Below are 26,869 nucleotides of genomic sequence, written 5' to 3'. Positions count from 1 at the left end.
GATCGGTAATCGGGAAGTCCCTTTCCCCCTCGGACGCCTGCTTCTCCGTCACGGCAATATGAATGCACGAAACATGATTTTTCTATGCATATTGCTGACAATGCGAGACAATGAATGTGTCCAGGGAGGAACACGAAAATGAAACATCTTTTTCTGGCAGCTGCTCTGGCTTTTTCGACAGCAAGTGGAGCCTTGGCCGAAGGCAAGACGCATTATCTTGCTGTTCATGTCGACGAGAATGATCCACAGGTCATGAACATAGCGCTAAACAACGTGGCAAATGTCACCAAGCATTATGAAAGTGTGGGCGATACCGTCGTCATAGAGGTCGTGGCCCATGGCCCGGGTCTCAATATGTACATCCCCGGCAAAAGCCCCGTTGCCGACCGAATATCGGTCATGAGCCTGGAGATGGAGAACCTGTCTTTCGCGGCTTGCGGCAACACCAAGGCTGCCATGAGCAAGAAGGCCGGGCACGAGATCGAACTGATGACAGAGGTAACAGTCGTTCCTTCGGGCGTCGTCCGCCTCATCGAGTTGCAAGAGCAGGGCTACGCCTACGTGCGTCCGTGACAGGAAAAACGGGGCCGGTTCAACCGGCCCCGAAAACACGGTTTATCCTTTCGGCAGGATGACCTTGTCGATGACGTGAATGACGCCGTTGCTGGCTTCGATATCCGCCGCAGATACGGTCGCATCGTTCACCATCACACCGTTATCCAGGTCGATGGTCACCGCGCCGCCTTGCACTGTGGTTGCGGTCATGTCGTCGCTCAGATCCGTCGACATCACCTTGCCGGGAACCACGTGATAGGTGAGCACGGCGATCAGCTGGTCCTTGTTTTCCGGTTTCAGCAGGTTCTCGACCGTGCCCGCCGGCAGCGCGGCAAAGGCTTCATCCGTCGGGGCAAAGACGGTGAAGGGGCCATCGCCTTTCAGCGTGTCCACAAGCCCCGCAGCCTGAACAGCAGCCACAAGTGTCGAGAACGAGCCTGCGCCCGCGGCGGTATCGACGATATCCTTGGCATTTCCACCCGCGCCGGCCGAGGTGGCAAACAGAACAGCGGCGACGGTAGCAAGGGCTGACTTTCGAAACATTCGGTATCTCCTTCGGTTTACTGCCGGTGTTGGCATCGAAGTCGATTACGCAGAATTCCGGGTATCGGATGTCCGCAAATTGGCGGCCCGCTCACTTGACGGAAAGAGAGCGCGGCCTAAGCCGTAGGTTTTTGATCCGGCCAGTCAAAACTTCGTGAAGCGTCGTGATCAAAGACCTTCGAATTCGCACAGGGCATGCACGTCCATACCCATCTTTTCCAGCACCTTTCGGCCACCAAGTTCCGGCAGGTCGATGATAAAGGCACAAGAAACGATCTCACCTCCCAGCCGTTCGATCAGTTTGATGCCCGCGGCAGCGGTTCCGCCCGTTGCCAGCAGATCGTCGACCAGCAGGATCTTTTCCCCCGGCTGGATCGCGTCATCGTGGATTTCGACAATCGCTTCGCCATATTCCAGCTTGTAGTCCTGGCTGATGGTGGTGCCGGGCAGTTTGCCTTTCTTGCGGATCGGCACAAAACCGACACTCAGCTGGTGGGCAATGGCACCACCGAGGATGAATCCGCGCGCCTCCAGTCCGACGACCTTGTCGATCTGCTCGCCCGCGTAGGGGTGCAGCATCTGGTCGATTGCCATGCGAAACCCGCGCGGATCGGCAAACAGGGTGGTCACATCGCGGAACATGATCCCTTCATGCGGGAAATCGACAATTGTACGGATGTAGTCGCGGACGGATTTGGTTCTGGCCATGGGCTTATCTCTAGTTGCTTTGACTGCCACTCGGCAGGTCTTATCGGTACCACTATCTAGCCACGTCGACGCGGGTCTTACGCCGGGCGACGCAACAGGGCAGTTGCAATTCCCATACCCATCAGCGTGAGTCCACCCGTACGCGTCAGACCAGAGATCACTGTTGGCCGCCCGATCCAGAGGCGCAAGCGATCAGCCAACATCGCATAGGCAAGCGCGTTCAGCCAGGCAAGGCCCACAAAGGTTGCGATCAGCACGGCGAACTGCGGCAGCAGCGGCACCTCGGGGCGCAGGAACTGGGGCACGAAGGCGATGAAAAAGGCGATGGATTTCGGGTTGAGCGCGGTGACGGCGGCGGCATGAGTAAAGACCGAGCGTGCGCTGACCTCGTGTGACACCGGCACCTGGGTCAGTCCGGCCGCACCTGCACTGCGAAACAGACGGTAGCCGAGCCACAACAGATAGGCGGCTCCGACCCATTTAAGGACCGTAAACAGCGTGGCCGAGGCCAGCACCAGCGCGCCAAGCCCGGCCAGAGAGGCGCTCATCGCGATCAGGTCGCCCAATGCCACCCCGGTAGCGGAGGCGACGGCCACTCCTCGCCCTTTCGACAGGGCATAGCTCAGCACCAACAGTACCGTCGGGCCGGGGATCAACAAGAGGGCGGTCGAGGCCGCGACAAAAGCCAGCCAGAGATCGAGGGGCATGGTATTACTCCGAACTGAAAGTGCAGACCGCAGTCAGCCTGCTTTCTGGTTCGAGGTCAAGCGCCGGTTCGGTCTCACAGCACTCGGCCAGCAACCGCGTCAAGCCGGGCGAGCAGCGCCGGGTCGCGAGCGTCGGGTGCGGTCAGGATGGCATGATCCAGAGCCCGGTCACAGCCATGCGGGCAGGGCGTGCGCGCGGTGCCCAAGAGGGTGGGCAGGCCCTTGACCATGGCGCGGCCTTTGTCGGCATTGCCCATGAGCGTGGCGATGATCTGGCTCACGTCCACCTCGCCATGCTCGGGGTGCCAGCTGTCGTAATCGGTGACCATCGCGACGGAGGCATAACAAAGCTCGGCCTCGCGGGCGAGTTTCGCCTCGGGCATGTTGGTCATGCCGATCACATCGGCGCCCCAATGTTCGCGATACATCTTGGATTCAGCCAGGGTTGAGAATTGCGGCCCTTCCATCGCCAGATAGGTGCCGCCGCGATGTACCGTGATGCCAGCGGAGCGGGCAGAGGTCTCGCAGGCGTCCGACAGGCGCGGGCAGGTGGGATGAGCGACGCTCACATGGGCGACGCAGCCGGTGCCAAAGAAGCTTTTCTCGCGCGCGAAAGTACGGTCGATGAACTGGTCGACGATCACGAAATGCCCCGGTGCCATCGCCTCGCGGAAAGATCCGCAGGCCGAGACAGAGATCACGTCGGTGACACCCAGCCGTTTCAGCGCGTCGATATTGGCGCGATAGGGAACCTCGGTCGGCGAATGCACGTGGCCGCGCCCATGCCGGGGCAGAAAGGCCATGTCGACCCCGCTCAGCCGCCCGGCCAGGATCTGGTCCGAGGGCGCCCCCCATGGGGTGTCGACGCTGACCCATTCCGCCGCGTCCAGCCCGTCGATGTCATAGATGCCGGAGCCGCCGATCACGGCGATCTTGGTGTTGCGCATGTCTGGGCCTTTTCCTGTTGCGGGCGTTTCGCGTCCGAGTTGTGCGGATTCCGGCGCGTTTTTCAAGGGCGCGGCTTATCCGCCCTGGCAGTCACCTTCGCAGATCAGCCTGCGCTGCCGGGATTGCGCCAGAAAATCCTGCCAGGCCGCCTCGAACTGGTCGAGTGGCCAGGCAAGGTCCTGCGCCAGCCCGTGCCGGTCGCGGAAGGTGAAGCGGAAGGTTTCGCCCTGACGCATTGCGGTGATCAGCTCCTCGGCGCTGCTGCCCGAGAAGTTACACCCCAAGCCGGTCAGGCAGCCGGGCCAGTTGCTGTGCCAGACCCGGCTCTCAGCGCGCTCGACACGGATGCCCCCGGGGGCAAACAGCGTGCCCGGTTCGATGCCAATCTCGACCGCGAAGCCTTGGTCCTCGGGTGTGACAAAGAGGTATTGCGCGGCAAACGCGGGTTGAGGCGAGAACACATCCACATGCCGCAGATAGCAGCGCTGTACCAGGTGTCCTTGTTCCACGCGCTCGTCGCACATGGAATCCCAGATGCCGATCAACCGGTGATGGGTGACCTGCCAGTTGCCAGCGGTATCCCTGCCCTGCATGTCTTGGGCAAGTGCGGGCAGGGCAGCGAGGGTGGTGAACAGGAGAGGGGTCAGAAATCGCATAGCTCAAAACTGTGTGGCGCATGTATTATCCGCAAATCACGTTGCCGCGATCCGGGTAGTCATGTGTGCTGCGCATGGCTGCTACCCGCGTGATGCCATGGCCGGATGGGTCCCGTTTCGTTACAAAGCCCGGAACGCGAACTCCCCATCTGGATCTGACCCATGCCCCGTGCCTTCCTGGCAAGTGTTGCCAATCGTCTCGCCATTCCCGATCTGCGCTGGATGCCGGACGAGCCGCTGACCGCCTCGCGGCTCAGGATCGAGCTACTGTCGGGGCTGACCGTGGCGCTGGCGCTGGTGCCCGAGGCGGTGGCCTTTGCCTTTGTCGCCGGGGTGCATCCGCTGGTGGGGCTCTATGCCGCCTTTCTGGTCGGGCTGATCACCGCGCTGATCGGTGGGCGGCCGGGCATGATCTCGGGTGCGACCGGGGCGCTGGCGGTGGTGATGGTCGCGCTGGTGGCACAGCACGGGGTCGAGTACCTGTTTGCGACCGTGGTGCTGATGGGCCTGTTGCAACTGGTCGCCGGGGTCATGCAATGGGGCAAGTTCATCCGGCTGGTGCCGCATCCGGTCATGCTGGGCTTTGTCAACGGTCTGGCCATCGTGATCTTTCTGGCGCAGATGGGACAGTTCAAGGTGCCTGGCAGCATGGAAAACACCGGTCACGGGCTGGGCGGCGGGGAATGGCTGTCTGGCGGGCCGCTGATGCTGATGCTGGCGCTGGTGGCACTGACCATGGTGGTGATCTGGATCATGCCGCGGGTCACCCGCGTCATTCCGGCGCCGCTGGCTGGCATCGCGGTGGTCGCGGCGCTGGTGATCGGCGCCGGGCTGGATGTGCCGCGGGTCGGCGACATGGCCTCGATCAAGGGCGGTCTGCCACAGTTCCACATTCCGATGGTGCCGCTGAACTGGGAAACGCTGGAGATCATCCTGCCCTATTCCGTCATTCTCGCCGCCATCGGGTTGATCGAGTCGCTGCTGACCCTGAACCTGGTTGGCGACATCACCGGCAAGCGCGGTGGCGCCAGCCAGGAATGCATCGCCCAGGGCGCAGCCAATGTGGTGACCGGCTTCTTTGGCGGCATGGGCGGCTGTGCGATGATCGGCCAGTCGATGATCAACGTGAAATCCGGCGGCCGGACCCGTGTGGCAGGTATCGCGGCGGCGCTGTTCCTGCTGGTGTTCATCCTGGTGGGCGCACCGCTGATCGAGCAAATCCCGCTGGCCGCGCTCGTCGGAGTGATGTTCATGGTGGTGATCGGCACCTTTGCCTGGAACTCGCTGATGATCCTGCGCAAGGTGCCGCTGACCGATGCCTTTGTCACCGTTTTGGTCACCGTAGTCACGGTGATGGAGGACCTCGCAGTTGCCGTGGTGGTGGGGGTCATTGTCTCGGCCCTGGCCTATGCCTGGAATAACGCCAAGCGCATCCACGCGGTTACGCGCGAGTCGCACACGGCGAAGGGCGCCAAGGTCTATGAAATCCAGGGGCCGCTGTTCTTTGGCTCGACCGACGGGTTCGTCGAACTCTTCGAGGTCGAACAGGACCCCGACACCGTGATCGTCGATTTCAAGGAGAGCCGGGTTGTTGACCAGTCGGCCTTGCAGGCGATCGAGGCGGTGGCGCTGAAATACGAGGCGGCGGGCAAGCAGGTGATGCTGCGGCATCTGAGCCGCGATTGCCACCAGCTGCTGACCAAGGCCGGGCATCTGATGGTCGACAGTGACGATGACCCCGATTACGGGCTGGCTGTGGATTACTCGGTGCGAACCGGCATCTTGGGCGCGCACTGAACTGTTACCAAGCGGCGCGCGCCTAACGGCGCGCGCTCTTTTCTTGCCGCGCCATTTGGCGCGGGATGCGAGGCGCTGCCTCGCGCTCCGGGATATTTTAGGTAAGAGGAAAGAGGGATCAGAGGGCGAGAGCGGTAAGCGCAGCGAGATCGCCCGTCAGGAGTGCCGGTTCGGCCCGGCTGATGAGGTCGGGTGTCCAGTCCCACCAGCGCAGGTCAAGAAGCGCAGCAATGGTGTCCGGGTCAAACCGGTAGCGGATCACCCGCGCAGGATTACCGGTAACAACCGCATAGGGCGGCACCGTGCCGCGCACCACTGCGCCGGCCCCGATGAGGGCGCCGTCTCCGATCCGGGCGCCGGGCAGGATCATCGCACCATAGCCGATCCAGACATCGTGGCCCACCACGGTATCGCGGCAGTCGGGTTGGTAGGAGGTCATTTGCGCCGGGTCGAAGACCGGGAAGGGGAAACAGGTGATCCCGTCCATCGCGTGATTGGCCGAGGCGGTGATAAAGCGCACCCCGTGGGCGATTTGGCAGAACCGCCCAAGTGTCAGCGTTTCGCGGGAATTCGGGAACAGATAGGGCGCCAGCCGGTTCGCCCAATCCGCCGGTGGGTCGAAATCCGAGGCATAGCTGTAGTCCCCGGCCCGAAACCGGGGATGTTCGATCACCCGGTTCAGAAAGACGGTGCCGGCATGTTCCGTTCCGTCGGGCAAGGTGATCGGGTAGCGGCGGCTGGCCTCGGGCAGCGGCATCAGTCGTCAGGCCGGGCAAGGGTGAAGAGATCGCGCACCACGGTATAGTCGCGATAGCCGAGCCGGGCCAGTGGCTGGTAGGTCGTGACGTCGAAAATCCCATCCTTCAGGCAATCGTCGCGCATGTGGATGCCCGTCACCTCGCCAAAGACCACCCGGTTTGACACGCCGGGCAGGGTGACGATCTGGGTCAGCTTGCATTCCAGCGCCGCCGGGGCACCTGCGACTCGGGCGCAGGCGATGGTCTCGCACGCCTCGGGTATCAGCCCGGCATGGGTGAATTCGTCGATCTCTCGCGGCAATGTCGCGGATGTTGCGTTCATCGCATCGCGCATCGCGTATTCGACGATGTTCACACAGAAGACACCGGTTGCCTCGATATTGGCGACGGTGTCTTTTGTATTGTCCTGGTCCGGTTTGCTGCCCGTAGTCGAAAACATCACTTGCGGCGGGACATAGGCCGCACCGTTGAAGAAGCTGTAGGGGGCCAGATTGTTGGTGCCATCCGCGGCACGGGTCGAGATCCAGCCGATCGGCCGGGGGGTGATGATCGCGTTGAACGGGTTGTGCGGCAAGCCGTGTCCGTCTTCGGGGCGGTAGAACATGTGCGGTTGTCTCCAAGCGTTTGCCCTAGGGGTAACGAAGTGATAGGGCGATTTCCACCCAAGAGGAGAGGCAGGGCGGAAGGTGATCGAAGTCAAACCGGAAACACCGGACGATTGGTGGGAAGTCGAGGCGCTATATGACCTGTGTTTTGCTCCGGGCCGCACGGCGCTGTCGTCTTACCGATTGCGCGACGACGTCCCGCCCGTCACCGGTTTGTCGATGGTTGCACGGGACAGTGACGGCACCATGGCGGGCGCGATCCGGTTCTGGCCCGTCCACGTGGGTGCCGCTGACGCACTCTTGCTGGGGCCGGTTGCGGTACACCCGACCCATCAGGGCGAAGGGTTGGGTGGATTTCTGATCCAGGAAGGGCTTGAGGCCGGGCGCAACAGCGGTTGGGACCGGGTGATGCTTGTCGGCGATTTCCCTTACTACAGCCGGTTCGGCTTCTCCCGGCTTGATGGCGTGATCATGCCGCCGCCCACGAACCCGGATCGGGTTCTGGGGCTGGAACTGACGCCGGATGCCTGGAAGAGCGTTACCGGCCACGTTACCCGCTGGACAAGGTGATCCGTTGAAATCCGGTTGAACAAACCCGATGTTGATCGGGATCGGGAGGTGAGTCCATGCAGGATATCGTGATTGTCGCGCCGGTTGATGTCGAGGTCGAACTGGATGCGCTTGCGCAGCGGTATCGGGCCGCGGGCGGTATCGGCATCCAGGTGTTGAATGCGGTCGGCGGCAAGGCCGAGTCGCTTTTGGACAAGCTGCCGCAGCAGGTGCGGGGCGGCCTGACCGAGGCGACCGAACGCGCCCTTTCCCTGGCGATGCGGGCGGCGCAAGGGTCGCGGCGCGCGGTGCCGAAACAAACCGAACGCGGCAACATGGTCTGGACAACGGCGATGGGCGCGGCGGGCGGGCTGGGCGGTCTGTCCACCGCGCTTGTGGAACTGCCGGTCACAACCACCGTTCTGTTGCGGGCAATACAGGATGTGGCGGCCAGTTACGGCTTTGATCCGGCTTCGGAAAACGTGCAATTCGACTGTATCCGGGTGTTTTCGGCCGCGGGCCCGCTGGCAGTGGACGATGGCGCTGACCTGGGCTTTGTTTCACTCAGGCTGACCCTGACCGGCAATGCGATGCAAAAGATGATCGCCGCAGTTGCTCCGCGGCTGGCGGCGGCCATGGGACAGAAACTGGCGGTTCAATCGGTGCCGATCCTTGGGGCCATGGCCGGTGCGTCGGTGAACTATGTTTATACCCGGTACTATCAGCAGATCGCGCATGTCCATTTCGGGCTGCGCAAGCTGGCGATTGACGCGGACATCCCGCATGGCGAGCTGGTGTCCCGTCTGAGCGACCGTATGGCGCTTGCCGCGCGCTGAACGGGCGATTCCCCGGAATTCAGATATGTACCGGGGTGCGGCCATGAGGTAAGGACAGCGTCACCCCTCGAGTCGGTCGCTCGGCGGAGTGGCAGGTCATCATGGTCGATGTGTCAATGAATCCACAGCCTCAGCCAGAGTTTTCCATCGAAACCGGCCTTGCGACGACCCATATGCAATATGGGGCTCTGTGCTATCGGTTCAAAGGTGAAACGCTCAGAGTGCTGATGGTAACGACGCGCCGCACAGGGCGCTGGATACTCCCCAAGGGCTGGCCGATGAAGGGGCGCGATGGTGCTGGCGCCGCCGCGCGCGAAGCTTGGGAAGAGGCCGGCGTCATCGGAACCGTTCATGCCAGCAGCGTGGGCCTTTTCTTCTATTCAAAGATCCTTGGGAAACGAGGGCCGGTCCCCTGTATGGTGCAGGTCTATCCGATCCATGTCAGCGAACTGGCCGACAGGTATCCCGAACGTGGTGAACGCAGGCGCAAATGGTTCTCAGTGGCAAAGGCGGCCAAGATTGCCGGTGAACCTGACTTGGCGCGCTTGCTTGGTTCTGTCGATCTGGATCACTTGCGTCAGATGCAGTTTTGATCGCGCGCGTCGGAAGGTCCACTTGATCTTGGCGGTTCGGTGGATATTTACTTGTCAGACCGCAAGGGAATGTCTTGATGATTCAATATTCTCTGAAATGTAGCGAAGGCCACAGCTTCGAGAGCTGGTTCCAGTCGGCGGCGGCGTTCGACAAGCTGTCTGCGTCTGGATTGGTGAATTGTGCGATTTGCGGTGGCAATCAGGTTGAAAAGGCGATGATGACCCCCCGGGTCCGCCCGGCGCGGTCTGCGGCCGGATCGCAGGATACCGAACGTCCTCTGAGTACTCCGGCCAGTCCGGCAGAACAGGTGCTGGCGGAGCTACGCAAGAAAATCGAACAAAATTCGGATTACGTCGGAAAAGATTTCGCTGCGGAAGCGCGCAAAATGCACTTGGGTGAAACGCCCGAGCGTTCGATCTATGGGGAGGCAAGGGTCGAAGAGGCAAAAGCCCTGCTAGAGGATGGCATTCCGGTATCTCCATTGCCGTTTCTGCCCAACCGAAAGGCCAATTAACGTGCATGTCGTCGTCACCGGAGCGAACCGGGGAATTGGGAAGTCCCTGGTCGAGCAATACCGCGCACAAGGGCACCGGGTAACCGGTGCCGCACGGAATGGAAGCTGCGAGATTTCGCTCGATGTGACCGACCCTGAACAGCAACGGAACATGGCCGCCGCGCTGGCCGGGCAGGATTTGGACCTGCTGGTTTGCAATGCCGGAGTCTATCTGGACAAGGGGCAAAAGATCGACGGATATCCGGCCCAGATGTGGGCCGATACGTTTGCGGCGAATGTCACCGGCGTGTTCTTGACGGTTCAGGCGCTGCTGCCGAACCTGCGCGCCGCGCGGGGCAAGATTGCGATCATCTCGTCGCAAATGGCGTCGCATACGCGGGCGCCTGGCGGCAGCTATATCTATCGCGCCTCCAAGGCCGCGGCGCTGAATCTGGGCCGTAATCTGGCCGCGGATCTTGCGGGCGATGGGATTGCCGTGGGCATCTATCACCCCGGCTGGGTGCAGACCGACATGGGGGGCGGAGCCGCAGACATCACCGTGGATGCTGCCGCTAAAGGGCTGGCAGAGCGGTTTGCCGCGCTATCCCTGGAAACGACCGGGTGTTTCGAAACCTGGGACGGACGGGCGCATCCTTATTGAGACGCGACCGCCGCCACAGGTAGTTCAAAAACTTCGCCTGGTTCGATGAAGATCCGCATTGTGCCCCCAATCGTTTCCGAACTGATGGAAGAGGGCGAACTGCTTGACACCGGTTTTCCGCCTTCGAAGTAGATATTGCGCACTTCGCCACCGGGCAGGATGACAGCCAGTGTTGCGGTCCCGTCCTCCTTGCGGCGCAGTTCCGCCGGACAATCCGACAGTGCAAGACCGGCGGTTGCACAGGGCACGGTTCCCAGCGCGTTCTGTCCGTCGGTTCCTGATACGGTGGCGGCAAACACAGACAGCGGAGAAACGCAGAGGCTGGCGGCGAGAAGGGTGGCACGCATGGGCAATCCTTGATCCGGAGTACAGTCACCTGACGCTCGCATCCGGGCCGCCTGCTGTAAACCCTGTTCGCGACGCCCGCGCCCTGCGTCAAATCGGTGCGCCCTGAATGCCCCCTTGATCTTGCCCCCCCCCTTGAATATGAGGCTCCAGACCATTTCCAAGGCGCGGAGACTTTGCCCCCATGCCAACGCTCGTGATGAAATTCGGCGGCACATCGGTTGCCAATCTCGATCGTATCCGACGCGCGGCCAAACGCGTCGGCGTCGAGGTGGCCAAGGGTTATGACGTGATCGTCATCGTCTCGGCCATGGCGGGCAAGACCAACGAATTGGTCGGTTGGGTCAACGAAACCTCGCCTCTTTTCGATGCGCGCGAATACGATGCCGTTGTGTCGTCGGGTGAGAACGTGACAGCGGGTTTGATGGCGCTGACCCTTCAGGAAATGGATATTCCCGCCCGCAGCTGGCAGGGCTGGCAGGTGCCGCTGATGACCAACAGCGCCCACAGCCAGGCCCGGATCGAGGATATCCCGCCGCACAACATCAACCAGAAATTCGCCGAAGGCATGAAGGTTGCCGTGGTCGCCGGGTTCCAGGGTGTCAGCCCCGAGGGCCGGATCACCACGCTGGGCCGGGGCGGCTCGGACACGACGGCGGTGGCCTTTGCCGCGGCCTTTGGGGCCGAACGGTGCGACATCTACACCGATGTGGATGGGGTCTATACCACCGATCCGCGTATCTGCTCCAAGGCGCGCAAGCTGGAAAAGATTTCGTTCGAGGAGATGCTCGAACTGGCCTCGCTGGGGGCCAAGGTGTTGCAAACCCGTTCTGTCGAATTGGCCATGCGCTACAAGGTGAAACTGCGTGTCCTCTCCAGCTTTGAGGAACAAACGGACGAGGCGGGAACGCTGGTCGTCGATGAGGAGGAAATCATGGAATCCAATGTCGTTTCCGGTGTGGCCTATTCCCGCGACGAGGCCAAGATGACCGTTGTTTCGGTTCAGGACCGTCCGGGTGTTGCTGCCACCATCTTTACCGCGCTCAGCGATGGCGGGGTAAACGTGGACATGATCGTGCAGAACGTGTCCGAAGAAGGCATCACCGACATGACCTTCTCTTGCCCCACCGATCAGGTGGCGCGGGCCGAGAAGGCGATGAACGCCGTGCGGGATGCGGGCCATCTCGAATTCGAGTCGCTGATCGTCGACTATGACGTCTGCAAGGTCTCGGTCGTCGGCATCGGCATGCGCAGCCAGTCGGGCGTTGCGGCAAAGATGTTCAAGATCCTCTCGGATGAGGGGATCAACATCAAGGTCATCACAACTTCCGAGATCAAGATTTCCGTTCTGATCGACCGGAAATACATGGAACTTGCCGTGCAAGCGCTGCATGATGCGTTTGAATTGGACAAGGCGGCCTGATCCTTTCGGACCCGGGCGCGCCTGACCACAGTAAGGCACAGGGGCCCATGGCGGACGGAACGGAAAGCGAATCCCGCAAGCTGCTTGGACGGCTGCGAGAAGCGATGGCGTCGGACGAAGCCGGTCAGGCGCGTCTTGATCGGATTACCCATCTGATCGCCGACAGCATGGGGACCGAGGTCTGTTCGGTCTATCTGTTCCGCGACGCCGAAACGCTGGAACTCTGTGCCACCGAAGGACTGAAACCCGAATCCGTCCACCAGACACGAATGCGTCTGGGAGAAGGTCTGGTTGGTCGCGTGGCAAAATCGGGCAAGGTCGTCAACACGCCCGACGCGCCTTCGGCCAAGGGCTTCCGATATATGCCGGAAACGGGGGAAGAGCGGTTCTCCTCCTTCCTCGGGATCCCGATCCAGCGGCTTGGCGAAAAACTGGGCGTGCTTGTCGTACAGTCCCGCATCGCCAGGGAGTTTTCGGCCGACGAAGTCTATGCTTTGGAAGTGGTTGCCATGGTTCTGGCCGAAATGGCCGAACTGGGCGCCTTTGTGGGCGAAGGCGCTGCTCTTTCACCGCTCCACCAGAAGTCCGCGATGTTCCGGGGCGGAACCGGGCAAGAGGGCGCCGCCGAGGGCCATGTTTGGCTGCATGAACCTCGTGTAGTTGTCACGAACCCGATTGCCGACGATCCGCATCGCGAACTGGAGCGGTTGAATGAGGCGATCGAAGAGTTGCGGGTCGGCGTCGACCGGATGCTGGAAATGTCCCAGAATGGCGACAAGGAACAGCTGCAAGTCCTTGAAGCCTATCGCATGTTTGCCAATTCCAAAGGCTGGATGCGGCGGATGGAAGAGGACATCGCGCGCGGTCTGAGTGCCGAGGCGGCTGTCGAAAAGGAACAGTCTCAGGCCCGCGCACGAATGGAGCAGGTACAGGATGCCTATCTCCGTGAACGGCTTGCAGATCTCGACGATCTCTCGAACCGGTTGCTTCGTATCCTGACTGGTCAAGGCAAACAGACGGGTGCCGATCTTCCGGTCGACCCGATCTTGGTTGCGCGTAATATCGGCCCCGGTGATCTGCTGGAATACGGTCGCTCCCTCAAGGGGATCGTGCTCGAAGAGGGCTCGGTCGGCAGCCACGCCGCGATTGTCGCCCGTGCTTTGGCGATCCCACTGGTTGTACATGCGGAACGTATCACGACCGAGGCACTGAATGGTGACCATATCCTTGTAGACGGTGATCAGGGCATCGTGCACCTGCGTCCGGAAGACAGCGTTGTCAGTGCCTTTCGCGATAAGATCGCGATGCAGGCCGATGCCCAGGCGCGTTATGTCTCGATTCGCGATAAACCGGCGGTCACGCTGGATGGTCACCGCATCAATCTGGTGATGAATGCCGGCCTGATGGCGGATCTGCCATCGCTGACCGGGTCGGGTGCCGAAGGTGTTGGGTTGTTTCGGACCGAATTGCAGTTTCTTGTGCGTAACCAGATGCCGAAACGCTCGGAACTGGTGGCGCTTTATGCCCGGGTGCTGGATGCCGCGCAGGGTAAGCGCGTGGTCTTCCGCACGCTCGATATCGGGTCGGACAAGGTGCTGCCCTACATGAAGCCAACTGACGAGCCCAACCCGGCGCTGGGCTGGCGTGCGATCCGGGTCGGGCTGGACAAGCCGGGCATCATGAGAATGCAGTTGCAGGCTTTGATCCGCGCGGCCAACGGCCGTCCGTTGACGATCATGTTCCCCTTCGTCGCGCAAGCCGAAGAATACCGTGCCGCCCGTGCCGAGGTGGACAAGACCATCGAGCGTGAGCGAATTCTGGGCCACAAGCTGCCGGAAACCCTGGAAATTGGTGCGATGCTCGAAACGCCATCTCTGGCGTTTGCACCGCAAAAGTTCTTTGACGAAGTGGGCTTTCTCTCCATCGGGGGTAACGATCTCAAGCAGTTCTTCTTTGCCGCCGACCGCGAAAACGAGCGTGTCCGACGCCGTTATGACACGTTGAACTGTAGCTTTTTGACTTTCATTGAAAAAATCGTCGAACGATGTGAAGAGTCCGGCACGCCGCTCAGCTTTTGCGGCGAGGATGCGGGGCGTCCGATCGAGGCAGTCTGTCTGGCCGCAATGGGAATTCGCACTCTTTCGATGCGCCCTGCTTCAATTGGGCCGGTTAAGAGTTTGTTATTGAGAACAGACTTGAGGCAACTACGCGAGATCATCTCTGCAGAGCGTCACAAGGGCGTGCAGTCCGTGCGACCCGCGATAACCGAATGGTTCCGTCAGCAGGGCTGAAGAACATCCAGACTCCTACTTTCTGACAAGCTCCAATGGGGGCTAATCCCGATATACGGTAGATGTGCCACCCTTCTCTGAATATTCTCAGAATTTCAGATGATTGGGATCAGACTCTCACGCTGACGGTGAATATGAGCTTTGTGGGCGCAAGCTCGTGTCACGTCGATTTTGTGGGTAACTTCATCTGGTTTGGGTTTGCTATTATTAACACTTAGTGATTTTTTTTTGTAAAACTGGCAAAAAACTCAAAACAAATTATCTTGTTGTGATTGATCGACAAAATTACGCACATTTTATCCACAGACGCATAGTGGATAAAGTGACGGTGCCAGATCGCCTAACCTGAACGTTACAGCGACAGGATGCGTGAAAGAGCGAAGGGCGAAGAGAAGTATTGGGTAGAATCTATGATTCTACGCTTATTATTAAAATGATAGCTGGACTACTTCACTTTGTTTTTCGCGCTGATTCGGGGTATTCTGAATCGCCGAGTCGCCACGAAGGTTGAGGTCGAAATTTGTGAGAAGATGAAGTGTAAATAATTGATTTTTCGCAAATTAATCGCGTATCTAAGGCGTCAGGTAGGTTTCTGAACCGATTTCTGGCTGCCCTGGCGCGCGTTTACGACCGCTGACAGGCCCCAAGGTGGCGACAGCGCTGTTTTGTATTCTCCATGACTTGATATTCTCTTGGAACTGCGTAAAGAAGATGATGCAATGTTACCGCTAACATTTATCTGGATGTGATGCCGCCTTGGTGTGATCGTCTGAGCCCTCGAAAAGGAGGAAAAATGGTATCCCGTGTTATTCCGGTCGAACCTTTCGATCTGGTCCTCTTCGGCGCTACCGGAGATTTGGCCCGGCGGAAAATCCTCCCCGGGCTCTTTCACCGCTACGAAGTTGGCCAGGTCCCGGAAGACGCACGCATCATTGGTTCGGCCCGTACCGACATGAGCCCGGATGATTTCAAAGCCGAGGTCAGGGCGGCGATAGAGGAATTCACGCCGGATACCCCTTCCAGGGTGGCAGTTCTGGATCGGTTTCTCGGATGTCTCGATTATGTGTCGGTCGATGCGATGTCGGATGCAGGCTGGGCCGCGCTGAATGACCGGCTAAGGCCGGATGTCGTGCGCGCCTTCTATCTGTCGGTCGGCCCGTCACTCTTTGCCGGTATTGCCGGGCAACTCGAAAAACACGGGATGGCAACCCCCGACGCCCGTATCGTGGTGGAGAAACCGTTTGGCCGGAACCTGGAAACCGCGCGCGACCTCAACGTCAGCCTGCGAAAGTTCTTTCAGGAGCATCAGATTTACCGGATCGACCATTACCTGGGCAAGGAAACGGTACAGAACCTGATGGCGCTCAGGTTTGCCAACTCGCTGTTCGAACCGCTATGGAACGCGACCCATATTGACCATGTCCAGATCACGGTTGCCGAAAGCCTCGGGATCGAGGGGCGGGAAGCCTATTACGACCACTCCGGTGCCATGCGGGACATGGTACAGAACCATCTGGTGCAACTTCTGTGCCTGACCGCGATGGAGCCACCGTCGAAGTTCACGCCCAATGCGGTGCGGGATGAAAAGGTCAAGGTGATCGAGGCGCTCGATCCCGTCGCGCCGACGGACATTGCGCGGGGGCAATACCGCGCCGATGAAGGTGAAGATGGTTATCTTGACCATGTTGGTGATCCGCAAAGCCGCACGGAAAGCTTTATCGCCATGAAGGTCAGGATTGCCAACTGGCGCTGGGCTGGGGTGCCGTTCTACCTCAGGACCGGCAAGCGATTGCGCGCGCGGGTGTCCGAGATCATGGTGCAATTCCGCGATCCGCCACATACGATTTTCCCCAATGTGGAACCTGTTCACGGCAACAAGCTGATCATCCGGTTGCAACCGGACGAAGGGATCACCCTTCGGACCACGATCAAGGATCCGGGGCCGGGTGGTTTTCGTCTGGCCGAAGTGCCGCTCGACATGAGCTTTGCCGAGGCGCTGGGCGCCGATTCCCGACCGCAGGATGCCTATGAACGGCTGGTGATGGATGTGATCCGGGGCGACCAGACGCTGTTCATGCGCGGCGACGAGGTGGAGGCGGCCTGGGCCTGGGCCGATCCCATCATCGAAGGGTGGGAGCGGACCAGAGACAAACCCTTCCCCTATGATCAGGGTAGTTCCGGCCCCGAGGAGGCGCTCATGCTGATGCATCGCGACGGCCGCCGCTGGCGCCAGATCGGAGGTTGAGCATGGTTCAATCGGTCATCAAACGCGTCACCGACAGGATCACGGAACGCAGTTCCGCCCCTCGCTCCGCGTATCTGGAACGGATGGAGTCTGCCGGGGCCAACGGACCTGCGCGCGCGCATCTGAGCTGCTCGGGTCAGGCGCACGCCTATGCCGGTGCCGGAGAGGACCAGCAGAAACTGGCGGGCGGCACCGCGGGCAACCTCGGGATCGTGACCAGCTATAACGACATGCTGTCGGCGCATCAGCCGTTCGAACGTTACCCCGACCTGATCCGCCGCGCAGCCCGGGCAGCGGGTGGGACGGCGCAAGTGGCAGGTGGCGTGCCGGCCATGTGCGATGGCGTGACGCAAGGCGCCCCCGGTATGGAACTGTCGCTGTTCTCCCGCGATGTGATCGCGCTGGCGGCCGGTGTGGCGCTCAGCCACAACACCTTCGATGCTGCGTTGTTTCTGGGTGTGTGCGACAAGATCGTGCCGGGCCTGGTGATCGCGGCACAGACCTTCGGGCACTTGCCTGCCGTCTTTGTTCCCGCCGGGCCAATGACCAGCGGCATGCCCAACGATGAAAAGGCCAAGGTGCGCCAGAAATTCGCGGCGGGCGAGTGCGGCCGGGCCGAACTGATGGCGGCCGAGATGGCGGCCTATCATGGGCCGGGCACCTGCACCTTCTATGGCACCGCAAATACCAACCAGATGCTGATGGAGTTCATGGGTCTGCACCTGCCGGGGGCCAGCTTTGTGCCGCCGAACACCGGTCTGCGCGATGCCCTCACCGAAGAGGCCGCGCGCCGCGCTCTTGCGCTCAGCGCTCTGGGCAACAGCTACACCCCGGTTGCGCAGATCCTGGACGAACGCGCCTATGTCAACGGTATCGTCGGGCTGATGGCGACAGGCGGATCGACCAATCTGCTCATCCATCTTGTTGCCATGGCGCGGGCAGGCGGCATCCTGCTGGACTGGGCCGATTTTGCCGAGATTTCCTCGGTCGTGCCGCTGGTCGCGCGGGTCTATCCCAATGGTCTGGCGGACGTGAACCACTTTCATGCTGCGGGCGGGCTGGGATACACCATCCATACCTTGCTGGAGGCTGGGCTTCTGCATCCCGACACGCAGACGGTCGCCGGACAGGGGCTTGAGCGCTATACGCAGGAGCCCAAGCTGACCGATACCGGGCTGACATGGCAGAACGGCCCGGATCACAGTCTCAACGACAAGATCCTGCGCCCCTCCTCGGACCCGTTCCAGCAGACCGGCGGCCTGTCGCGGCTGACCGGCTCGCTTGGGACGGCTGTGATGAAGGTTTCGGCAGTCGCCCCGGAACACCGGGTCGTCGAGGCACCCGCGCGGGTTTTCCACGATCAGGAAGAGGTTAAATCCGCCTTCAAGGCCGGAGAACTCACCGGGGACATGGTCGTGGTGGTCCGTTTCCAGGGGCCAAAGGCAAACGGCATGCCCGAACTGCATTCGCTGACCCCGATCCTGTCGATCCTGCAAGGGCGCGGGCAAAAGGTGGCCCTTGTCACCGATGGCCGCATGTCTGGTGCCTCGGGCAAGGTTCCGGCCGCGATCCATGTGGTGCCCGAGGCGCTGGATGGCGGCCCGATTGCGCAGCTGCAGGATGGCGACATGGTGCGGGTCGATGCCGATACTGGCGTTCTCGACATCCTGACAGATGGGGCGCTCGATCGTGCGCCCGTCTTGGCGGACCTGTCGGGCAATCAATTTGGCACCGGGCGCGAGTTGTTCTCGGCTTTCCGCGCGGTTGTCGGATCTGCCGACACCGGCGCCAGCATCTTTGGAGGGTAGGGCGATGAAATCCACCGAAACACGGGCAATCTGTGAACTGGCCCCGATCGTGCCCGTTCTGGTGATCGAGGACGCGGCGCAGGCTCGGCCATTGGCCGAAGCGCTTGTCGCGGGCGGTCTGCCTGCGCTCGAGGTGACCCTGCGAACGCCTGCCGCACTCGAAGCGATCCGGCGCATGGCCGAGGTGCCGGGCGGCGTGGTCGGCGCCGGCACTCTGGTCACGCCCGAAGATGTCCGCGCCGCCAAGGCCGCCGGTGCCCGGTTCGGCGTGTCGCCGGGGGCCACTGACCGGTTGATCGCCGCCTGCGAGGCGGAGGGTCTGCCGCTTTTGCCCGGTGCTGCCACCGCCAGCGAGGCGATGCGCCTCTTGGAGATGGGCTATGACATGCTCAAGTTCTTCCCGGCGGAGGCATCGGGCGGCGCACCGGCGCTCAAGGCCATCGGCGCCCCTTTGCCGCAAATCTCATTCTGCCCGACGGGCGGCGTGTCCCCCGGGAATGCCGATACCTACCTGAGCCTGCCCAACGTGGTCTGCGCCGGTGGCAGCTGGGTTGCCCCCCGCGAGATGGTGCAGGCGGGCGACTGGGCCGGGATCGAGGCCCTCGCCTGTACAGCCTCGCGGCTGGGGCGGGCGCGGTAAGTCTCAGTCCGATCCGCGAAAGATCCGTAACATCAGCCGTTTGTACCAGCCACCTGACCTATCCGGGTCATCGCTGGCATGGGTGCGCTGGGCCGCGGCGCCGACCGGGTCCACCAACTCCTTACCGCCTTCGAATTGAAGACGGTAGAGGTCGGCATAGATGCCGCCGCGTGACAGAAGCTCTTCATGGCTGCCTTCGTCCACGACCTCGCCGCGTTCCATCACCACGATCTTGTCGGCGTTGCGGATGGTGGACAGGCGATGCGCGATGACCAGCGTCGTGCGACCGCCGGAAAGTTGGTCCAGTGCCGCCTGAACGACCTTTTCCGATTGCGCATCCAGGGCCGAGGTCGCCTCATCCAGCAACAGCACTGGCGTGTCGCGCAACAGCGCCCGGGCGATCACCACCCGTTGCCGTTGTCCCCCCGACAGGGCCGAGCCGCGCGGGCCGACCAGGGTATCCAGCCCATTTTCCAGCTTGGGCAGGAAATCCGAGACATGGGCGGCATCCAGCACCTGCTTCAGCTGCGCTTCGCTGACATCGGTACGGCCTAGCAGGATGTTCTCCCGCAGGGTCTCGTCAAACAGCAGCGCCTCTTGCGTCACCACCGAGAAGAGGCCACGCAACTTCTCCAGTGACATCTTGCCAACCGGCACATCACCCACGGAGACGCTGCCCGATTGCGGATCCACCAGACGTGTCAGCAGGTTGAAGATGGTGGACTTGCCCGCGCCCGAGGCACCGACCAAAGCGGTGGTCTTGCCCGCCTCGGCTGTCAGGGACAACTTGCGCAGCACCTGCGCGTCGCCATAGGAGAGCGAAACATCCTTGAGCGCGATTCCAGGCAGGCCCGAGGGGGCCGGAACCGGCTTGGGCGGCGACAAGAGCAGGATCGGCGCGTCGAGCAGGTCCTTGATCCGTTCCAGCGCCGCTGCTGCCGCCTGCCAGGTGCCCGAGATCGAGGCCAGCCGCCGCATCGGGTCAAAGCTGAGGCCGATGGCGGTGAAAAAGCTCATGAACTGGCCGACGCTCTTTTCCCCGGCGATGATCTCGGCCCCGCCATAAAGCAGCACGCCCATGAAGCCGAGCCCCGCCATTACGTCGACCAGCCCGGTGATCGAGGCCGTGCCGAACGAGGCGCGCACCTCGGACCGGACATAGGTATTCATATGTCCGCCGAAACGGTCGAGCTGGTATTCCTCAAGTCCGTTCAGCTTGATCGGGACGATACCGTGGAAAATCTCGTCCAGCCGGGTCGCGAGCGTCGCGCCCTGATCGCGGGCCATCGCGGCCTTTTTTCGCACGTATCGTTGTGCCGCCGCAATCGGCAGAAAGGCGATCGGCACGCCCACCAGCATTACCAGCGTCCAGACCAGATCAACATTCACCGCTACACCCAACAGCACAACGAGCGACACCAGATCCTTGCCCGCGCCAGTGATGATCACCTGCCAGACCTGGTTGACCGACCCCACATCCACCTGCACCCGCTGGATCAGGAACCCCGGCGGATGGGTCTGGTGAAAGGCGGTGTCCTGCCGGATCAGCCGTTTGAGCAAGTCCTGCCGCAGATGTGCTGCGGTTTCCTGCGAAATCCGCGCCAGCAGCACCTTTTGACCGACGCTGGCCATGCCGCGGACTGAAAAGATCACGAAAAACGCAAGGCTGACCCAGACCAGCGCATCGGCGTTGCCGTTGACAAAGATCTCGTCGAACATCGGCTGCATCATGTAGCTGATCGCGCCCACCATCGAGCCTTCGAGCAGCATGAACAGCATCGCGATGCCGAGCAGGCCCATCCGGCTTTTGAGGTAGTTTCGCCAGAGCCAGCCCACCAGCTCGCGCGAGGACATCGGTTTTGCGCTCATGGTCGGGCCTTTGGTCGGGGGAATGGGGACAGATCGCGTGTCATGGTCGGCCCATTTAAGCAGGAGACCGCCGTGGCGCAAGCATTGCGCAGCTTGACCCGGCGGCGCATCCGGGCAGGGTGTTGGTCAAAGAGGTTGATCCGGGGAGAGGACTCAGGATGGCGGACACAGGATTTCAACCGGTTTCGGGGTTCGATTTGCCACGGTTCGCGGGCATTGCCAGTTTCATGCGCTTGCCGATGATTGGTCTGGACGATCCGCGCCTGCCGCAGGTCGACATCGGTTTGATCGGCTTGCCCTGGGATGCCGGAACCACCAACCGCCCCGGTCCGCGCCACGGGCCACGGCAGGTGCGCGACATGTCCACGATGATCCGCGCGCAACACGGGGTCAGCGGCGTGCGTCCGTTCGAAACGGTCAATTGCGCCGATCTGGGCGATGTGCCACCCAATCCGGCCGACCTGTCGGACACGATGGACCGGATTACCCAAATGCTCACCCAGTTGCGAAGGGCCGGTGTCCTGCCGGTCTGTGTCGGTGGTGACCACCTGTGTACCCTGCCGGTCCTGCGCGCATTGGCGGCTGACGCGCCCCTGGGGCTGATCCATTTCGACAGTCACACCGACCTCTTTCATTCCTATTTCGGCGGGTCGATGTACACGCATGGCACCCCGTTCCGCCGTGCTGTCGAAGAGGGGCTGCTGGACCCGGCCCGGATGATCCAGATCGGCATTCGCGGTACCGCCTACGATTCGGAAGATCGAGAGTTTGCCGCCGCGCAGGGCATACGAATTGTCACAATCGAGGAACTGTTCGACCGTGGTCTCAAGGATGTGATGGCCGAGGCACGGCAGATCGCTGGCACCGGGTCGACCTATGTCAGCTATGATATCGACTTCGTCGATCCAGCCTATGCACCCGGGACCGGCACGCCAGAGGTGGGTGGGCCAAACGCCTTTCAGGCCTTGCAGGTTGTGCGGGAACTGGTGGGCGTGAACATCGCGGGCGCCGACCTGGTCGAGGTGTCGCCGCCCTTCGACAACAGCGGCGGCACGGCTTTTCTGGCGGCCTCCATCCTGTTCGAGATACTCTGCGTCATCGCCCCGGCGCTGGCCGCGTCGCGCGGGGTGGATTGACGCCGCGAAACCGCTGGCTAGGGTGTGCCCAACGCAGACAAGAGGCATGGACATGACCGGCAATATCTCTCTGGCGCAGGGGCGCGAGTATCTGGCGATTCCGGGGCCGTCGGTGATGCCCGAAGAAGTGCTGCGCGCCATGCACCGGCCCGCGCCTAACATCTATGCCGGCGCGCTGATCGACATGATGCCCGGGCTGACAGCCGACCTGCGGCGCATGGCCCGGACCGAGCACGATGTCGCCATCTATATCGCCAACGGTCATGGTGTGTGGGAGGCCGCACTGGCCAACACCATCGCACCCGGTGAACTGGTGTTGATACCTGCCTCCGGCCGGTTCTCGCACGGTTGGTCGGAAATGGCACGGGGCTTGGGCGCCGAAACACAGATCATCGACTTCGGCAAATCCGACCCCTGGGACATGGATCGCATCGCCGAGGCGCTGCGCGCCGATACCGAACACCGGATCAAGGCGGTGCTGGCGGTGCATGTGGATACGTCCAGCTCGATCCGCAACGATGTTCCCGGTTTGCGCAAGCTGCTCGACGAATTGGAGCATCCGGCCTTGTTGATGGCAGATTGCATCGCCTCTTTCGGCTGCGACGTATTCGAGATGGACGCCTGGGGCGTCGATGTCATGGTCACGGCCTGCCAAAAGGGGCTGATGGTGCCGCCCGGCGTCGGTTTTGTCTACTTCAACGAAAAGGCGGCGTCCAAACGGGCCGCCATGCCACGCGTGTCCTGGTATTGGGACTGGGTACCGCGCGCCAATCCGGACGAGTTCTTTCAGTACTTTGGCGGTACAGCGCCCACGCATCACCTCTATGGCCTGCGCGCGGCGCTCGACCTGATCCATGGCGAAGGCATCGAACATGTCTGGGCCCGCCACGCCAAGCTGGCCCGCGCCATCTGGGCCGCCTGCGAGGTCTGGGCCGAGGGTGGCGATCTGGTCCTGAACGTGGCCGATCCTGCGTTCCGCAGTCATGCGGTGACGGCGCTCCGGCTTGACAGCGGCAAGGGCACCGCCCTGCGCCAGTGGACCGAACAGACCCTTGGACTGACGCTCGGGATCGGCCTTGGCATGGCCGCGCCGGGTGATCCTGCGCGCGACAAGTTCTTCCGGCTTGGCCATATGGGGCATCTGAACGGTCAGATGGTCATGGGATTGCTGGGCGGCATTCAGGCGGGTCTGACAGCGTTGAACGTGCCGCACGGCAAGGGCGCGCTTGAGGCGGCGGCATGCGTCATCGCGTCCTGATCTAGCTCGCCCGCTGTGCCAGCCGGGTGATGCCGTGGTTCAGGACCACGGCCAACACGATCGACGCGAGCATGCCCCACAGGGCCCAGATCAAGACAAAAACCCATGTCAGGTTCACGCCCAGCATGATCAGTGCCGCATTGGTGTAATCGGGCGCCCGCCCGATGCGATGGTCGTCCATGCCCGGCAGTTTAGGCTCTTTCCCGTAAATGTCAGGTAAAACCTTGGCGATCAGCCGCGCGCGATCTCCAGCGCGCGGGGCAGGGCGGCGGCAAAGGCATCCAGTTCGGCAGCGGGGCCGCAGCTGACGCGAATGCAACGGTTTTGCGGCGCGGCGAAAGGCATCCGTACAAAAATGCCAAGCGAAACCAGCGCATCCAAAACTGCCTTTGCAAACGCGCCATCACTACCGCAGTCAATCGCCACGAAATTGGTGGCCGAGGGCAGCGGTGTCAGCCCGTTATCCCGCGCGATGGTGGCGATCCGGTTGCGGGCCGTGCTGATTTCGGATTGTACATGCGTCAGCCAAGCGCCATCGGCCAGCGCTGCCAGCGCCCCGGCCTGCGCGGCCCTGTTCATTCCGAAATGGTTGCGCACCTTGTTGAAGGCGGCGATCAGGTCTGGCGCACCAATCGCATAGCCCACCCGCGCGCCTGCCATGCCATAGACCTTGGAAAACGTCCGCATCCGCACCAGGCGCGGATCGTCGGCGTCCACCGGCGCGGCGGTACCTTCGGGGGCGCATTCCACATAGGCCTCGTCCAGCACCAACAGCGTATCCTCGGGCAGTGCCTGCATCGCGGCGACGATATCGGCCCCCTTGTTCCAGCTGCCCATCGGGTTGTCCGGGTTGGCGAGATAGACCAGCTTGGCGCCGACCTCACCCGCCTTGGCAAAAAGCGCCCGTGGGTCCTCGTGATCGCCCGTGTATGGCACCTTGTGCAGCACGCCACCAAAGCCCGCGACGTGATAGTTGAAGGTAGGATAGGCGCCCTCGGACGTGACGACCGGATCGCCCGGTCCCACCATCAGGCGAACGAGATAGCCCAACAGCCCGTCGATGCCTTCGCCCACCATGATGTTGTCGGGACGCACCCCGTGATGTGTGGCCAGTGCGGCGCGCAGGTCATGGTTTTCCGGGTCGCCATACATCCAGACCTCAGCCGCCGCCTGTTGCATTGCTGCAATCGCACGTGGCGAGGGGCCAAAGATGCTTTCATTCGCGCCCAGCCGCGCGGCAAAGGGCGCGCCGCGCTGACGCTCCTGTGTCTCGGGGCCGACAAAAGGCACGGTGGCGGGCAGCGATTGGGCAAGCGGGGTGTATCGAGGTCCGGTCATGCGCGCCACATAAGCGCAAGCTGCGGTGCCGGGCAAGACTTGCCTTTGCTGGCCCCGCCTCGCAAGGTACGCGCAAATACAAAGAGGTGCCCATGCGTTACGTTTTGATCCTGTTGCTCGCCGGCCTTGGCTACCTGCTGTTCTGGCCGATCCCCGTGGCGCCTGTGGCCTATCACCCACCGGAAAACCCCGGATTCACCGGTGATTTCGCCGAGAATCGGGTTCTGGCCAAGGCCGAGTTCGTGCCGCTCCCCGAGGGTGAGATCGGGCCCGAGGATCTGGCTGTGATGCCGGACGGCACGGTCTATACCGCTTCTCTGGCGGGCAATCTCTATCGCATCGACGGGGCGGCGCCGGAACTGGTTGAGCGGCTGGGCGGGCGGCCGCTGGGGCTCAAGGCGGGACCCGACGGCGCGCTTTTCATCGCCGACAGCTTCCGGGGCATCCTGCGCTGGACCGGCCCCGGTAAGGTCGAAACCGTGGTGGACCAGATCGACGGGGCACCGGTGATCTATGCCAACCAGCTGGATCTGGGGCGCGATGGAACGGTCTATTTCTCGAACTCGACCGACCGGTTCGATCCCCGGACGCTGGGCGGCACCAAGCCCACCTCGGTGATGACCGTCTGGGAACAGTCCGATACCGGCTATGTCGCTCGGCGCACACCCGACGGCAGGGTCGAGAAGATCGCCACCGGCTTTGTATACACCAATGGCATCGCCCTCTCGCCGGACGAGGATTTCCTGCTGATCAACGAGACCGGGCGGGCGCGGGTACACCGGCTGTGGCTCAAGGGCGAGAAGGCAGGCCAGACTGAGGTGTTCCTCGACAACCTTCCGGGTTATCCCGACAATCTCGAGGCGCAGGGCAACGGCACCTATTGGCTGGCCTTTGCCAGCCCGCGCGTCCCGGCCGAGGCGCTGATGCCTTACCCCTTCCTGCGCAAGGTGGTCTGGCGATTGGGACCCAAGGTACGCCCCGCGCCGATCCATCGCGGCATGCTGATCCAGTTCGACGGGCAGGGGCGCATCCTGCGCACGGTGCAGGATCCCGATGGCCGGTTGGGCATCACCACCGGCGGCAAGCAGGTGGGCGAGCGGTTCTATGTCATGACGCTGGACAGCCCCGGTTTTGCCCGCATGGCGGCCGCCGACCTGCCCTGATCTGCCCCCACGTCGGGCTGGCGCTTGACCACAAGAGCGGGCAGTCTGGCGCCAAACAGGAATGGAGGCCCCGATGGCGCGCGTATCCGTCGAGTACAAGGACCATATCGCATTTGTCACCCTGACCCGGGGGGACAAGATGAATGCGCTGGACGAGGCGATGTTCAAGGCGATTATCGCGGCGGGGCAAGAGGTTGCGGCCTCGGACGCGCGGGCGGTGGTGCTGTCGGGCGAGGGCAAGAGCTTTTGTGCCGGGCTCGACGTGTCGAACTTTGCGGCCTTTGCGGGCAAGGACCCGACCCAGATGCTGATGCCGCGCAGCCATCACGATGCCAATGACTTCCAGGAGGTGACGCTGGTCTGGCGGCGGGTGCCGGTGCCGGTGATCGCGGCGCTGCACGGGGCGGTTTATGGCGGCGGATTGCAGATCGCGCTGGGGGCGGACATCCGCATTGCCGCACCGGATACGCGGCTTTCTGTCCTCGAAATGAAATGGGGGCTGATCCCGGATATGGGGGGCATGGTGTTGTTGCCGCAACTGGTGCGCTCCGATGTGCTGCGCCTGCTGACCTATACGGCGCGGCCCATCGGGGCAGCCAAGGCTGCCGAATGGGGTCTGGTGACCGACCTGGCCGAGGATCCGCTGGCCGAGGCCACCGCGCTGGCGCAAGAGATCGCGGGCAAGAGCCCCTCGGCGATACGTTCGGCCAAGCGTCTGATTGAATTGGCTGAATCCGAGCAGCGAACCGATGTCTTGCTGGCGGAATCGCAGGAACAGGCGCGGCTGATCGGCAAGCCGGATCAGATGGAAGTGATCGCGGCCCAGATGCAGGGTCGCGCCCCGGTATTCAAGTAGCGGGTTCAGACTTTCGCGAAAGTCTGAAGACAAATCCTCGGAGAGGATTTGAGACAATTCCTTGCAGGAATTGGGTTCTTGTCAGTG

27 protein-coding genes are annotated in these 26,869 nt (G+C 62.1%); 16 read left to right on the top strand and 11 right to left on the bottom strand.

Features of this window, described 5'->3' with window-relative positions; all coding sequences use genetic code 11:
* Positions 1–138: 138 nt before the first annotated feature.
* On the top strand, positions 139–573 hold the full coding sequence (locus G0P99_RS07920; RefSeq protein WP_164128840.1) for a DsrE family protein: 435 nt from the start codon (positions 139–141) through the stop codon (positions 571–573).
* Positions 574–615: 42 nt separating this feature from the next.
* Here G0P99_RS07920 and G0P99_RS07915 read toward each other — a convergent pair whose 3' ends face one another.
* The 5 genes from G0P99_RS07915 to G0P99_RS07895 form a co-directional block, all read right to left on the bottom strand.
* The gene (locus G0P99_RS07915) at positions 616–1,098 is read right to left on the bottom strand and encodes a fasciclin domain-containing protein (protein ID WP_164128839.1); all 483 of its coding nucleotides are present in this window, start codon (positions 1,096–1,098) and stop codon (positions 616–618) included.
* 168 nt (positions 1,099–1,266) lie between these two features.
* A complete protein-coding gene (locus G0P99_RS07910) occupies positions 1,267–1,806 on the bottom strand; it encodes an adenine phosphoribosyltransferase (RefSeq protein WP_164128838.1) in 540 nt (179 codons plus the stop codon).
* A gap of 77 nt (positions 1,807–1,883) precedes the next feature.
* The gene (locus G0P99_RS07905) at positions 1,884–2,513 is read right to left on the bottom strand and encodes a LysE family translocator (protein WP_164128837.1); all 630 of its coding nucleotides are present in this window, start codon (positions 2,511–2,513) and stop codon (positions 1,884–1,886) included.
* A 74-nt stretch (positions 2,514–2,587) separates the two neighbouring features.
* Positions 2,588–3,460, bottom strand: coding sequence for an S-methyl-5'-thioadenosine phosphorylase (locus tag G0P99_RS07900; RefSeq protein ID WP_164128836.1), 873 nt, complete (start codon positions 3,458–3,460; stop codon positions 2,588–2,590).
* A 75-nt stretch (positions 3,461–3,535) separates the two neighbouring features.
* On the bottom strand, positions 3,536–4,117 hold the full coding sequence (locus tag G0P99_RS07895; protein WP_164128835.1) for a hypothetical protein: 582 nt from the start codon (positions 4,115–4,117) through the stop codon (positions 3,536–3,538).
* Between the two features lie 162 nt (positions 4,118–4,279).
* On the opposite strand from G0P99_RS07895, the gene G0P99_RS07890 reads away from it, so the two are divergent.
* Positions 4,280–5,914, top strand: a complete 1,635-nt coding sequence (locus tag G0P99_RS07890) for a SulP family inorganic anion transporter (protein WP_164128834.1) — start codon at positions 4,280–4,282, stop codon at positions 5,912–5,914.
* 118 nt (positions 5,915–6,032) lie between these two features.
* On the opposite strand, the gene G0P99_RS07885 is transcribed toward G0P99_RS07890, so the two are convergent.
* On the bottom strand, positions 6,033–6,671 hold the full coding sequence (locus tag G0P99_RS07885; protein WP_164128833.1) for a CatB-related O-acetyltransferase: 639 nt from the start codon (positions 6,669–6,671) through the stop codon (positions 6,033–6,035).
* A complete protein-coding gene (locus G0P99_RS07880; protein WP_164128832.1) occupies positions 6,671–7,276 on the bottom strand; it encodes a flavin reductase family protein in 606 nt (201 codons plus the stop codon). The genes G0P99_RS07885 and G0P99_RS07880 overlap by 1 nt, the downstream gene beginning before the upstream one ends.
* 82 nt (positions 7,277–7,358) lie before the next feature.
* On the opposite strand from G0P99_RS07880, the gene G0P99_RS07875 reads away from it, so the two are divergent.
* The 5 genes from G0P99_RS07875 to G0P99_RS07855 all read left to right on the top strand — a co-directional run bounded on the left by G0P99_RS07875 (position 7,359) and on the right by G0P99_RS07855 (position 10,410).
* Positions 7,359–7,847 (top strand): GNAT family N-acetyltransferase, encoded by a 489-nt coding sequence (locus G0P99_RS07875; RefSeq protein ID WP_164128831.1) that lies wholly within the window; start codon positions 7,359–7,361, stop codon positions 7,845–7,847.
* 56 nt (positions 7,848–7,903) lie between these two features.
* Complete coding sequence (locus tag G0P99_RS07870; RefSeq protein WP_164128830.1) at positions 7,904–8,662, top strand: EcsC family protein; 759 nt, start codon at positions 7,904–7,906, stop codon at positions 8,660–8,662.
* A gap of 101 nt (positions 8,663–8,763) precedes the next feature.
* Positions 8,764–9,255 (top strand): NUDIX hydrolase, encoded by a 492-nt coding sequence (locus G0P99_RS07865; protein ID WP_239059724.1) that lies wholly within the window; start codon positions 8,764–8,766, stop codon positions 9,253–9,255.
* Between the two features lie 77 nt (positions 9,256–9,332).
* Positions 9,333–9,770 (top strand): DUF1178 family protein, encoded by a 438-nt coding sequence (locus tag G0P99_RS07860; protein ID WP_164129261.1) that lies wholly within the window; start codon positions 9,333–9,335, stop codon positions 9,768–9,770.
* A 1-nt stretch (position 9,771) separates the two neighbouring features.
* A complete protein-coding gene (locus G0P99_RS07855; RefSeq protein WP_164128829.1) occupies positions 9,772–10,410 on the top strand; it encodes an SDR family NAD(P)-dependent oxidoreductase in 639 nt (212 codons plus the stop codon).
* On the opposite strand, the gene G0P99_RS07850 is transcribed toward G0P99_RS07855, so the two are convergent.
* Positions 10,404–10,757: a hypothetical protein gene (locus G0P99_RS07850; protein ID WP_164128828.1), complete on the bottom strand. Its 354-nt coding sequence runs from the start codon at positions 10,755–10,757 to the stop codon at positions 10,404–10,406. The genes G0P99_RS07855 and G0P99_RS07850 overlap by 7 nt on opposite strands.
* 182 nt (positions 10,758–10,939) lie before the next feature.
* Here G0P99_RS07850 and G0P99_RS07845 point away from each other — a divergent pair, with 182 nt between their 5' ends.
* The 5 genes from G0P99_RS07845 (at position 10,940) to eda (ending at position 19,162) form a co-directional block, all read left to right on the top strand.
* Complete coding sequence (locus G0P99_RS07845) at positions 10,940–12,178, top strand: aspartate kinase (RefSeq protein WP_164128827.1); 1,239 nt, start codon at positions 10,940–10,942, stop codon at positions 12,176–12,178.
* A gap of 47 nt (positions 12,179–12,225) precedes the next feature.
* Entirely contained in the window at positions 12,226–14,469 is a 2,244-nt protein-coding gene (gene ptsP, locus G0P99_RS07840; RefSeq protein WP_164128826.1) for a phosphoenolpyruvate--protein phosphotransferase, read from the top strand.
* A 793-nt stretch (positions 14,470–15,262) separates the two neighbouring features.
* Entirely contained in the window at positions 15,263–16,714 is a 1,452-nt protein-coding gene (zwf, locus tag G0P99_RS07835) for a glucose-6-phosphate dehydrogenase (protein WP_164128825.1), read from the top strand.
* A gap of 2 nt (positions 16,715–16,716) precedes the next feature.
* Positions 16,717–18,522, top strand: coding sequence for a phosphogluconate dehydratase (gene edd, locus G0P99_RS07830; RefSeq protein ID WP_164128824.1), 1,806 nt, complete (start codon positions 16,717–16,719; stop codon positions 18,520–18,522).
* Positions 18,523–18,526: 4 nt separating this feature from the next.
* Positions 18,527–19,162 carry a bifunctional 4-hydroxy-2-oxoglutarate aldolase/2-dehydro-3-deoxy-phosphogluconate aldolase gene (gene eda / locus G0P99_RS07825; protein WP_164128823.1) on the top strand — a complete coding sequence of 212 codons (636 nt, stop codon included), beginning with the start codon at positions 18,527–18,529 and terminating at the stop codon, positions 19,160–19,162.
* A gap of 3 nt (positions 19,163–19,165) precedes the next feature.
* Here eda and G0P99_RS07820 read toward each other — a convergent pair whose 3' ends face one another.
* The gene (locus tag G0P99_RS07820) at positions 19,166–21,031 is read right to left on the bottom strand and encodes an ABC transporter ATP-binding protein (RefSeq protein WP_239059723.1); all 1,866 of its coding nucleotides are present in this window, start codon (positions 21,029–21,031) and stop codon (positions 19,166–19,168) included.
* Positions 21,032–21,189: 158 nt separating this feature from the next.
* Here G0P99_RS07820 and speB point away from each other — a divergent pair, with 158 nt between their 5' ends.
* Complete coding sequence (gene speB / locus G0P99_RS07815; RefSeq protein WP_164128822.1) at positions 21,190–22,167, top strand: agmatinase; 978 nt, start codon at positions 21,190–21,192, stop codon at positions 22,165–22,167.
* Positions 22,168–22,219: 52 nt separating this feature from the next.
* The gene (locus G0P99_RS07810; RefSeq protein WP_164128821.1) at positions 22,220–23,425 is read left to right on the top strand and encodes an alanine--glyoxylate aminotransferase family protein; all 1,206 of its coding nucleotides are present in this window, start codon (positions 22,220–22,222) and stop codon (positions 23,423–23,425) included.
* A gap of 1 nt (position 23,426) precedes the next feature.
* Here G0P99_RS07810 and G0P99_RS07805 read toward each other — a convergent pair whose 3' ends face one another.
* Complete coding sequence (locus tag G0P99_RS07805; protein WP_164128820.1) at positions 23,427–23,606, bottom strand: hypothetical protein; 180 nt, start codon at positions 23,604–23,606, stop codon at positions 23,427–23,429.
* 50 nt (positions 23,607–23,656) lie between these two features.
* Complete coding sequence (locus tag G0P99_RS07800) at positions 23,657–24,763, bottom strand: pyridoxal phosphate-dependent aminotransferase (protein WP_164128819.1); 1,107 nt, start codon at positions 24,761–24,763, stop codon at positions 23,657–23,659.
* 92 nt (positions 24,764–24,855) lie between these two features.
* Here G0P99_RS07800 and G0P99_RS07795 point away from each other — a divergent pair, with 92 nt between their 5' ends.
* Positions 24,856–25,926 carry an SMP-30/gluconolactonase/LRE family protein gene (locus tag G0P99_RS07795; RefSeq protein WP_164128818.1) on the top strand — a complete coding sequence of 357 codons (1,071 nt, stop codon included), beginning with the start codon at positions 24,856–24,858 and terminating at the stop codon, positions 25,924–25,926.
* 73 nt (positions 25,927–25,999) lie between these two features.
* On the top strand, positions 26,000–26,782 hold the full coding sequence (locus tag G0P99_RS07790; protein ID WP_164128817.1) for a crotonase/enoyl-CoA hydratase family protein: 783 nt from the start codon (positions 26,000–26,002) through the stop codon (positions 26,780–26,782).
* Positions 26,783–26,869 lie beyond the last annotated feature (87 nt).

Source organism: Ruegeria sp. PrR005, from assembly GCF_010500245.1.
GTDB lineage: Bacteria > Pseudomonadota > Alphaproteobacteria > Rhodobacterales > Rhodobacteraceae > Ruegeria_B > Ruegeria_B marisflavi.
This window is presented reverse-complemented; position numbering and strand designations above follow the sequence as displayed.

Excerpts from the sequence above, each read along its gene's own strand:
- G0P99_RS07920 (WP_164128840.1), top strand. The coding sequence starts at position 139 with ATGAAACATCTTTTTCTGGCAGCTGCTCTGGCTTTTTCGACAGCAAGT.
- G0P99_RS07850 (WP_164128828.1), bottom strand. The coding sequence starts at position 10,757 with ATGCGTGCCACCCTTCTCGCCGCCAGCCTCTGCGTTTCTCCGCTGTCT.
- G0P99_RS07810 (WP_164128821.1), top strand. The coding sequence starts at position 22,220 with ATGACCGGCAATATCTCTCTGGCGCAGGGGCGCGAGTATCTGGCGATT.
- eda (WP_164128823.1), top strand. The coding sequence starts at position 18,527 with ATGAAATCCACCGAAACACGGGCAATCTGTGAACTGGCCCCGATCGTG.
- G0P99_RS07860 (WP_164129261.1), top strand. The coding sequence starts at position 9,333 with ATGATTCAATATTCTCTGAAATGTAGCGAAGGCCACAGCTTCGAGAGC.
- zwf (WP_164128825.1), top strand. The coding sequence starts at position 15,263 with ATGGTATCCCGTGTTATTCCGGTCGAACCTTTCGATCTGGTCCTCTTC.
- G0P99_RS07885 (WP_164128833.1), bottom strand. The coding sequence starts at position 6,671 with ATGCCGCTGCCCGAGGCCAGCCGCCGCTACCCGATCACCTTGCCCGAC.
- G0P99_RS07805 (WP_164128820.1), bottom strand. The coding sequence starts at position 23,606 with ATGGACGACCATCGCATCGGGCGGGCGCCCGATTACACCAATGCGGCA.
- G0P99_RS07820 (WP_239059723.1), bottom strand. The coding sequence starts at position 21,031 with ATGAGCGCAAAACCGATGTCCTCGCGCGAGCTGGTGGGCTGGCTCTGG.
- ptsP (WP_164128826.1), top strand. The coding sequence starts at position 12,226 with ATGGCGGACGGAACGGAAAGCGAATCCCGCAAGCTGCTTGGACGGCTG.
- G0P99_RS07870 (WP_164128830.1), top strand. The coding sequence starts at position 7,904 with ATGCAGGATATCGTGATTGTCGCGCCGGTTGATGTCGAGGTCGAACTG.
- G0P99_RS07795 (WP_164128818.1), top strand. The coding sequence starts at position 24,856 with ATGCGTTACGTTTTGATCCTGTTGCTCGCCGGCCTTGGCTACCTGCTG.
- G0P99_RS07880 (WP_164128832.1), bottom strand. The coding sequence starts at position 7,276 with ATGTTCTACCGCCCCGAAGACGGACACGGCTTGCCGCACAACCCGTTC.
- speB (WP_164128822.1), top strand. The coding sequence starts at position 21,190 with ATGGCGGACACAGGATTTCAACCGGTTTCGGGGTTCGATTTGCCACGG.
- G0P99_RS07905 (WP_164128837.1), bottom strand. The coding sequence starts at position 2,513 with ATGCCCCTCGATCTCTGGCTGGCTTTTGTCGCGGCCTCGACCGCCCTC.
- G0P99_RS07800 (WP_164128819.1), bottom strand. The coding sequence starts at position 24,763 with ATGACCGGACCTCGATACACCCCGCTTGCCCAATCGCTGCCCGCCACC.
- G0P99_RS07900 (WP_164128836.1), bottom strand. The coding sequence starts at position 3,460 with ATGCGCAACACCAAGATCGCCGTGATCGGCGGCTCCGGCATCTATGAC.
- G0P99_RS07915 (WP_164128839.1), bottom strand. The coding sequence starts at position 1,098 with ATGTTTCGAAAGTCAGCCCTTGCTACCGTCGCCGCTGTTCTGTTTGCC.
- G0P99_RS07865 (WP_239059724.1), top strand. The coding sequence starts at position 8,764 with ATGGTCGATGTGTCAATGAATCCACAGCCTCAGCCAGAGTTTTCCATC.
- G0P99_RS07845 (WP_164128827.1), top strand. The coding sequence starts at position 10,940 with ATGCCAACGCTCGTGATGAAATTCGGCGGCACATCGGTTGCCAATCTC.
- G0P99_RS07890 (WP_164128834.1), top strand. The coding sequence starts at position 4,280 with ATGCCCCGTGCCTTCCTGGCAAGTGTTGCCAATCGTCTCGCCATTCCC.
- edd (WP_164128824.1), top strand. The coding sequence starts at position 16,717 with ATGGTTCAATCGGTCATCAAACGCGTCACCGACAGGATCACGGAACGC.
- G0P99_RS07790 (WP_164128817.1), top strand. The coding sequence starts at position 26,000 with ATGGCGCGCGTATCCGTCGAGTACAAGGACCATATCGCATTTGTCACC.
- G0P99_RS07910 (WP_164128838.1), bottom strand. The coding sequence starts at position 1,806 with ATGGCCAGAACCAAATCCGTCCGCGACTACATCCGTACAATTGTCGAT.
- G0P99_RS07895 (WP_164128835.1), bottom strand. The coding sequence starts at position 4,117 with ATGCGATTTCTGACCCCTCTCCTGTTCACCACCCTCGCTGCCCTGCCC.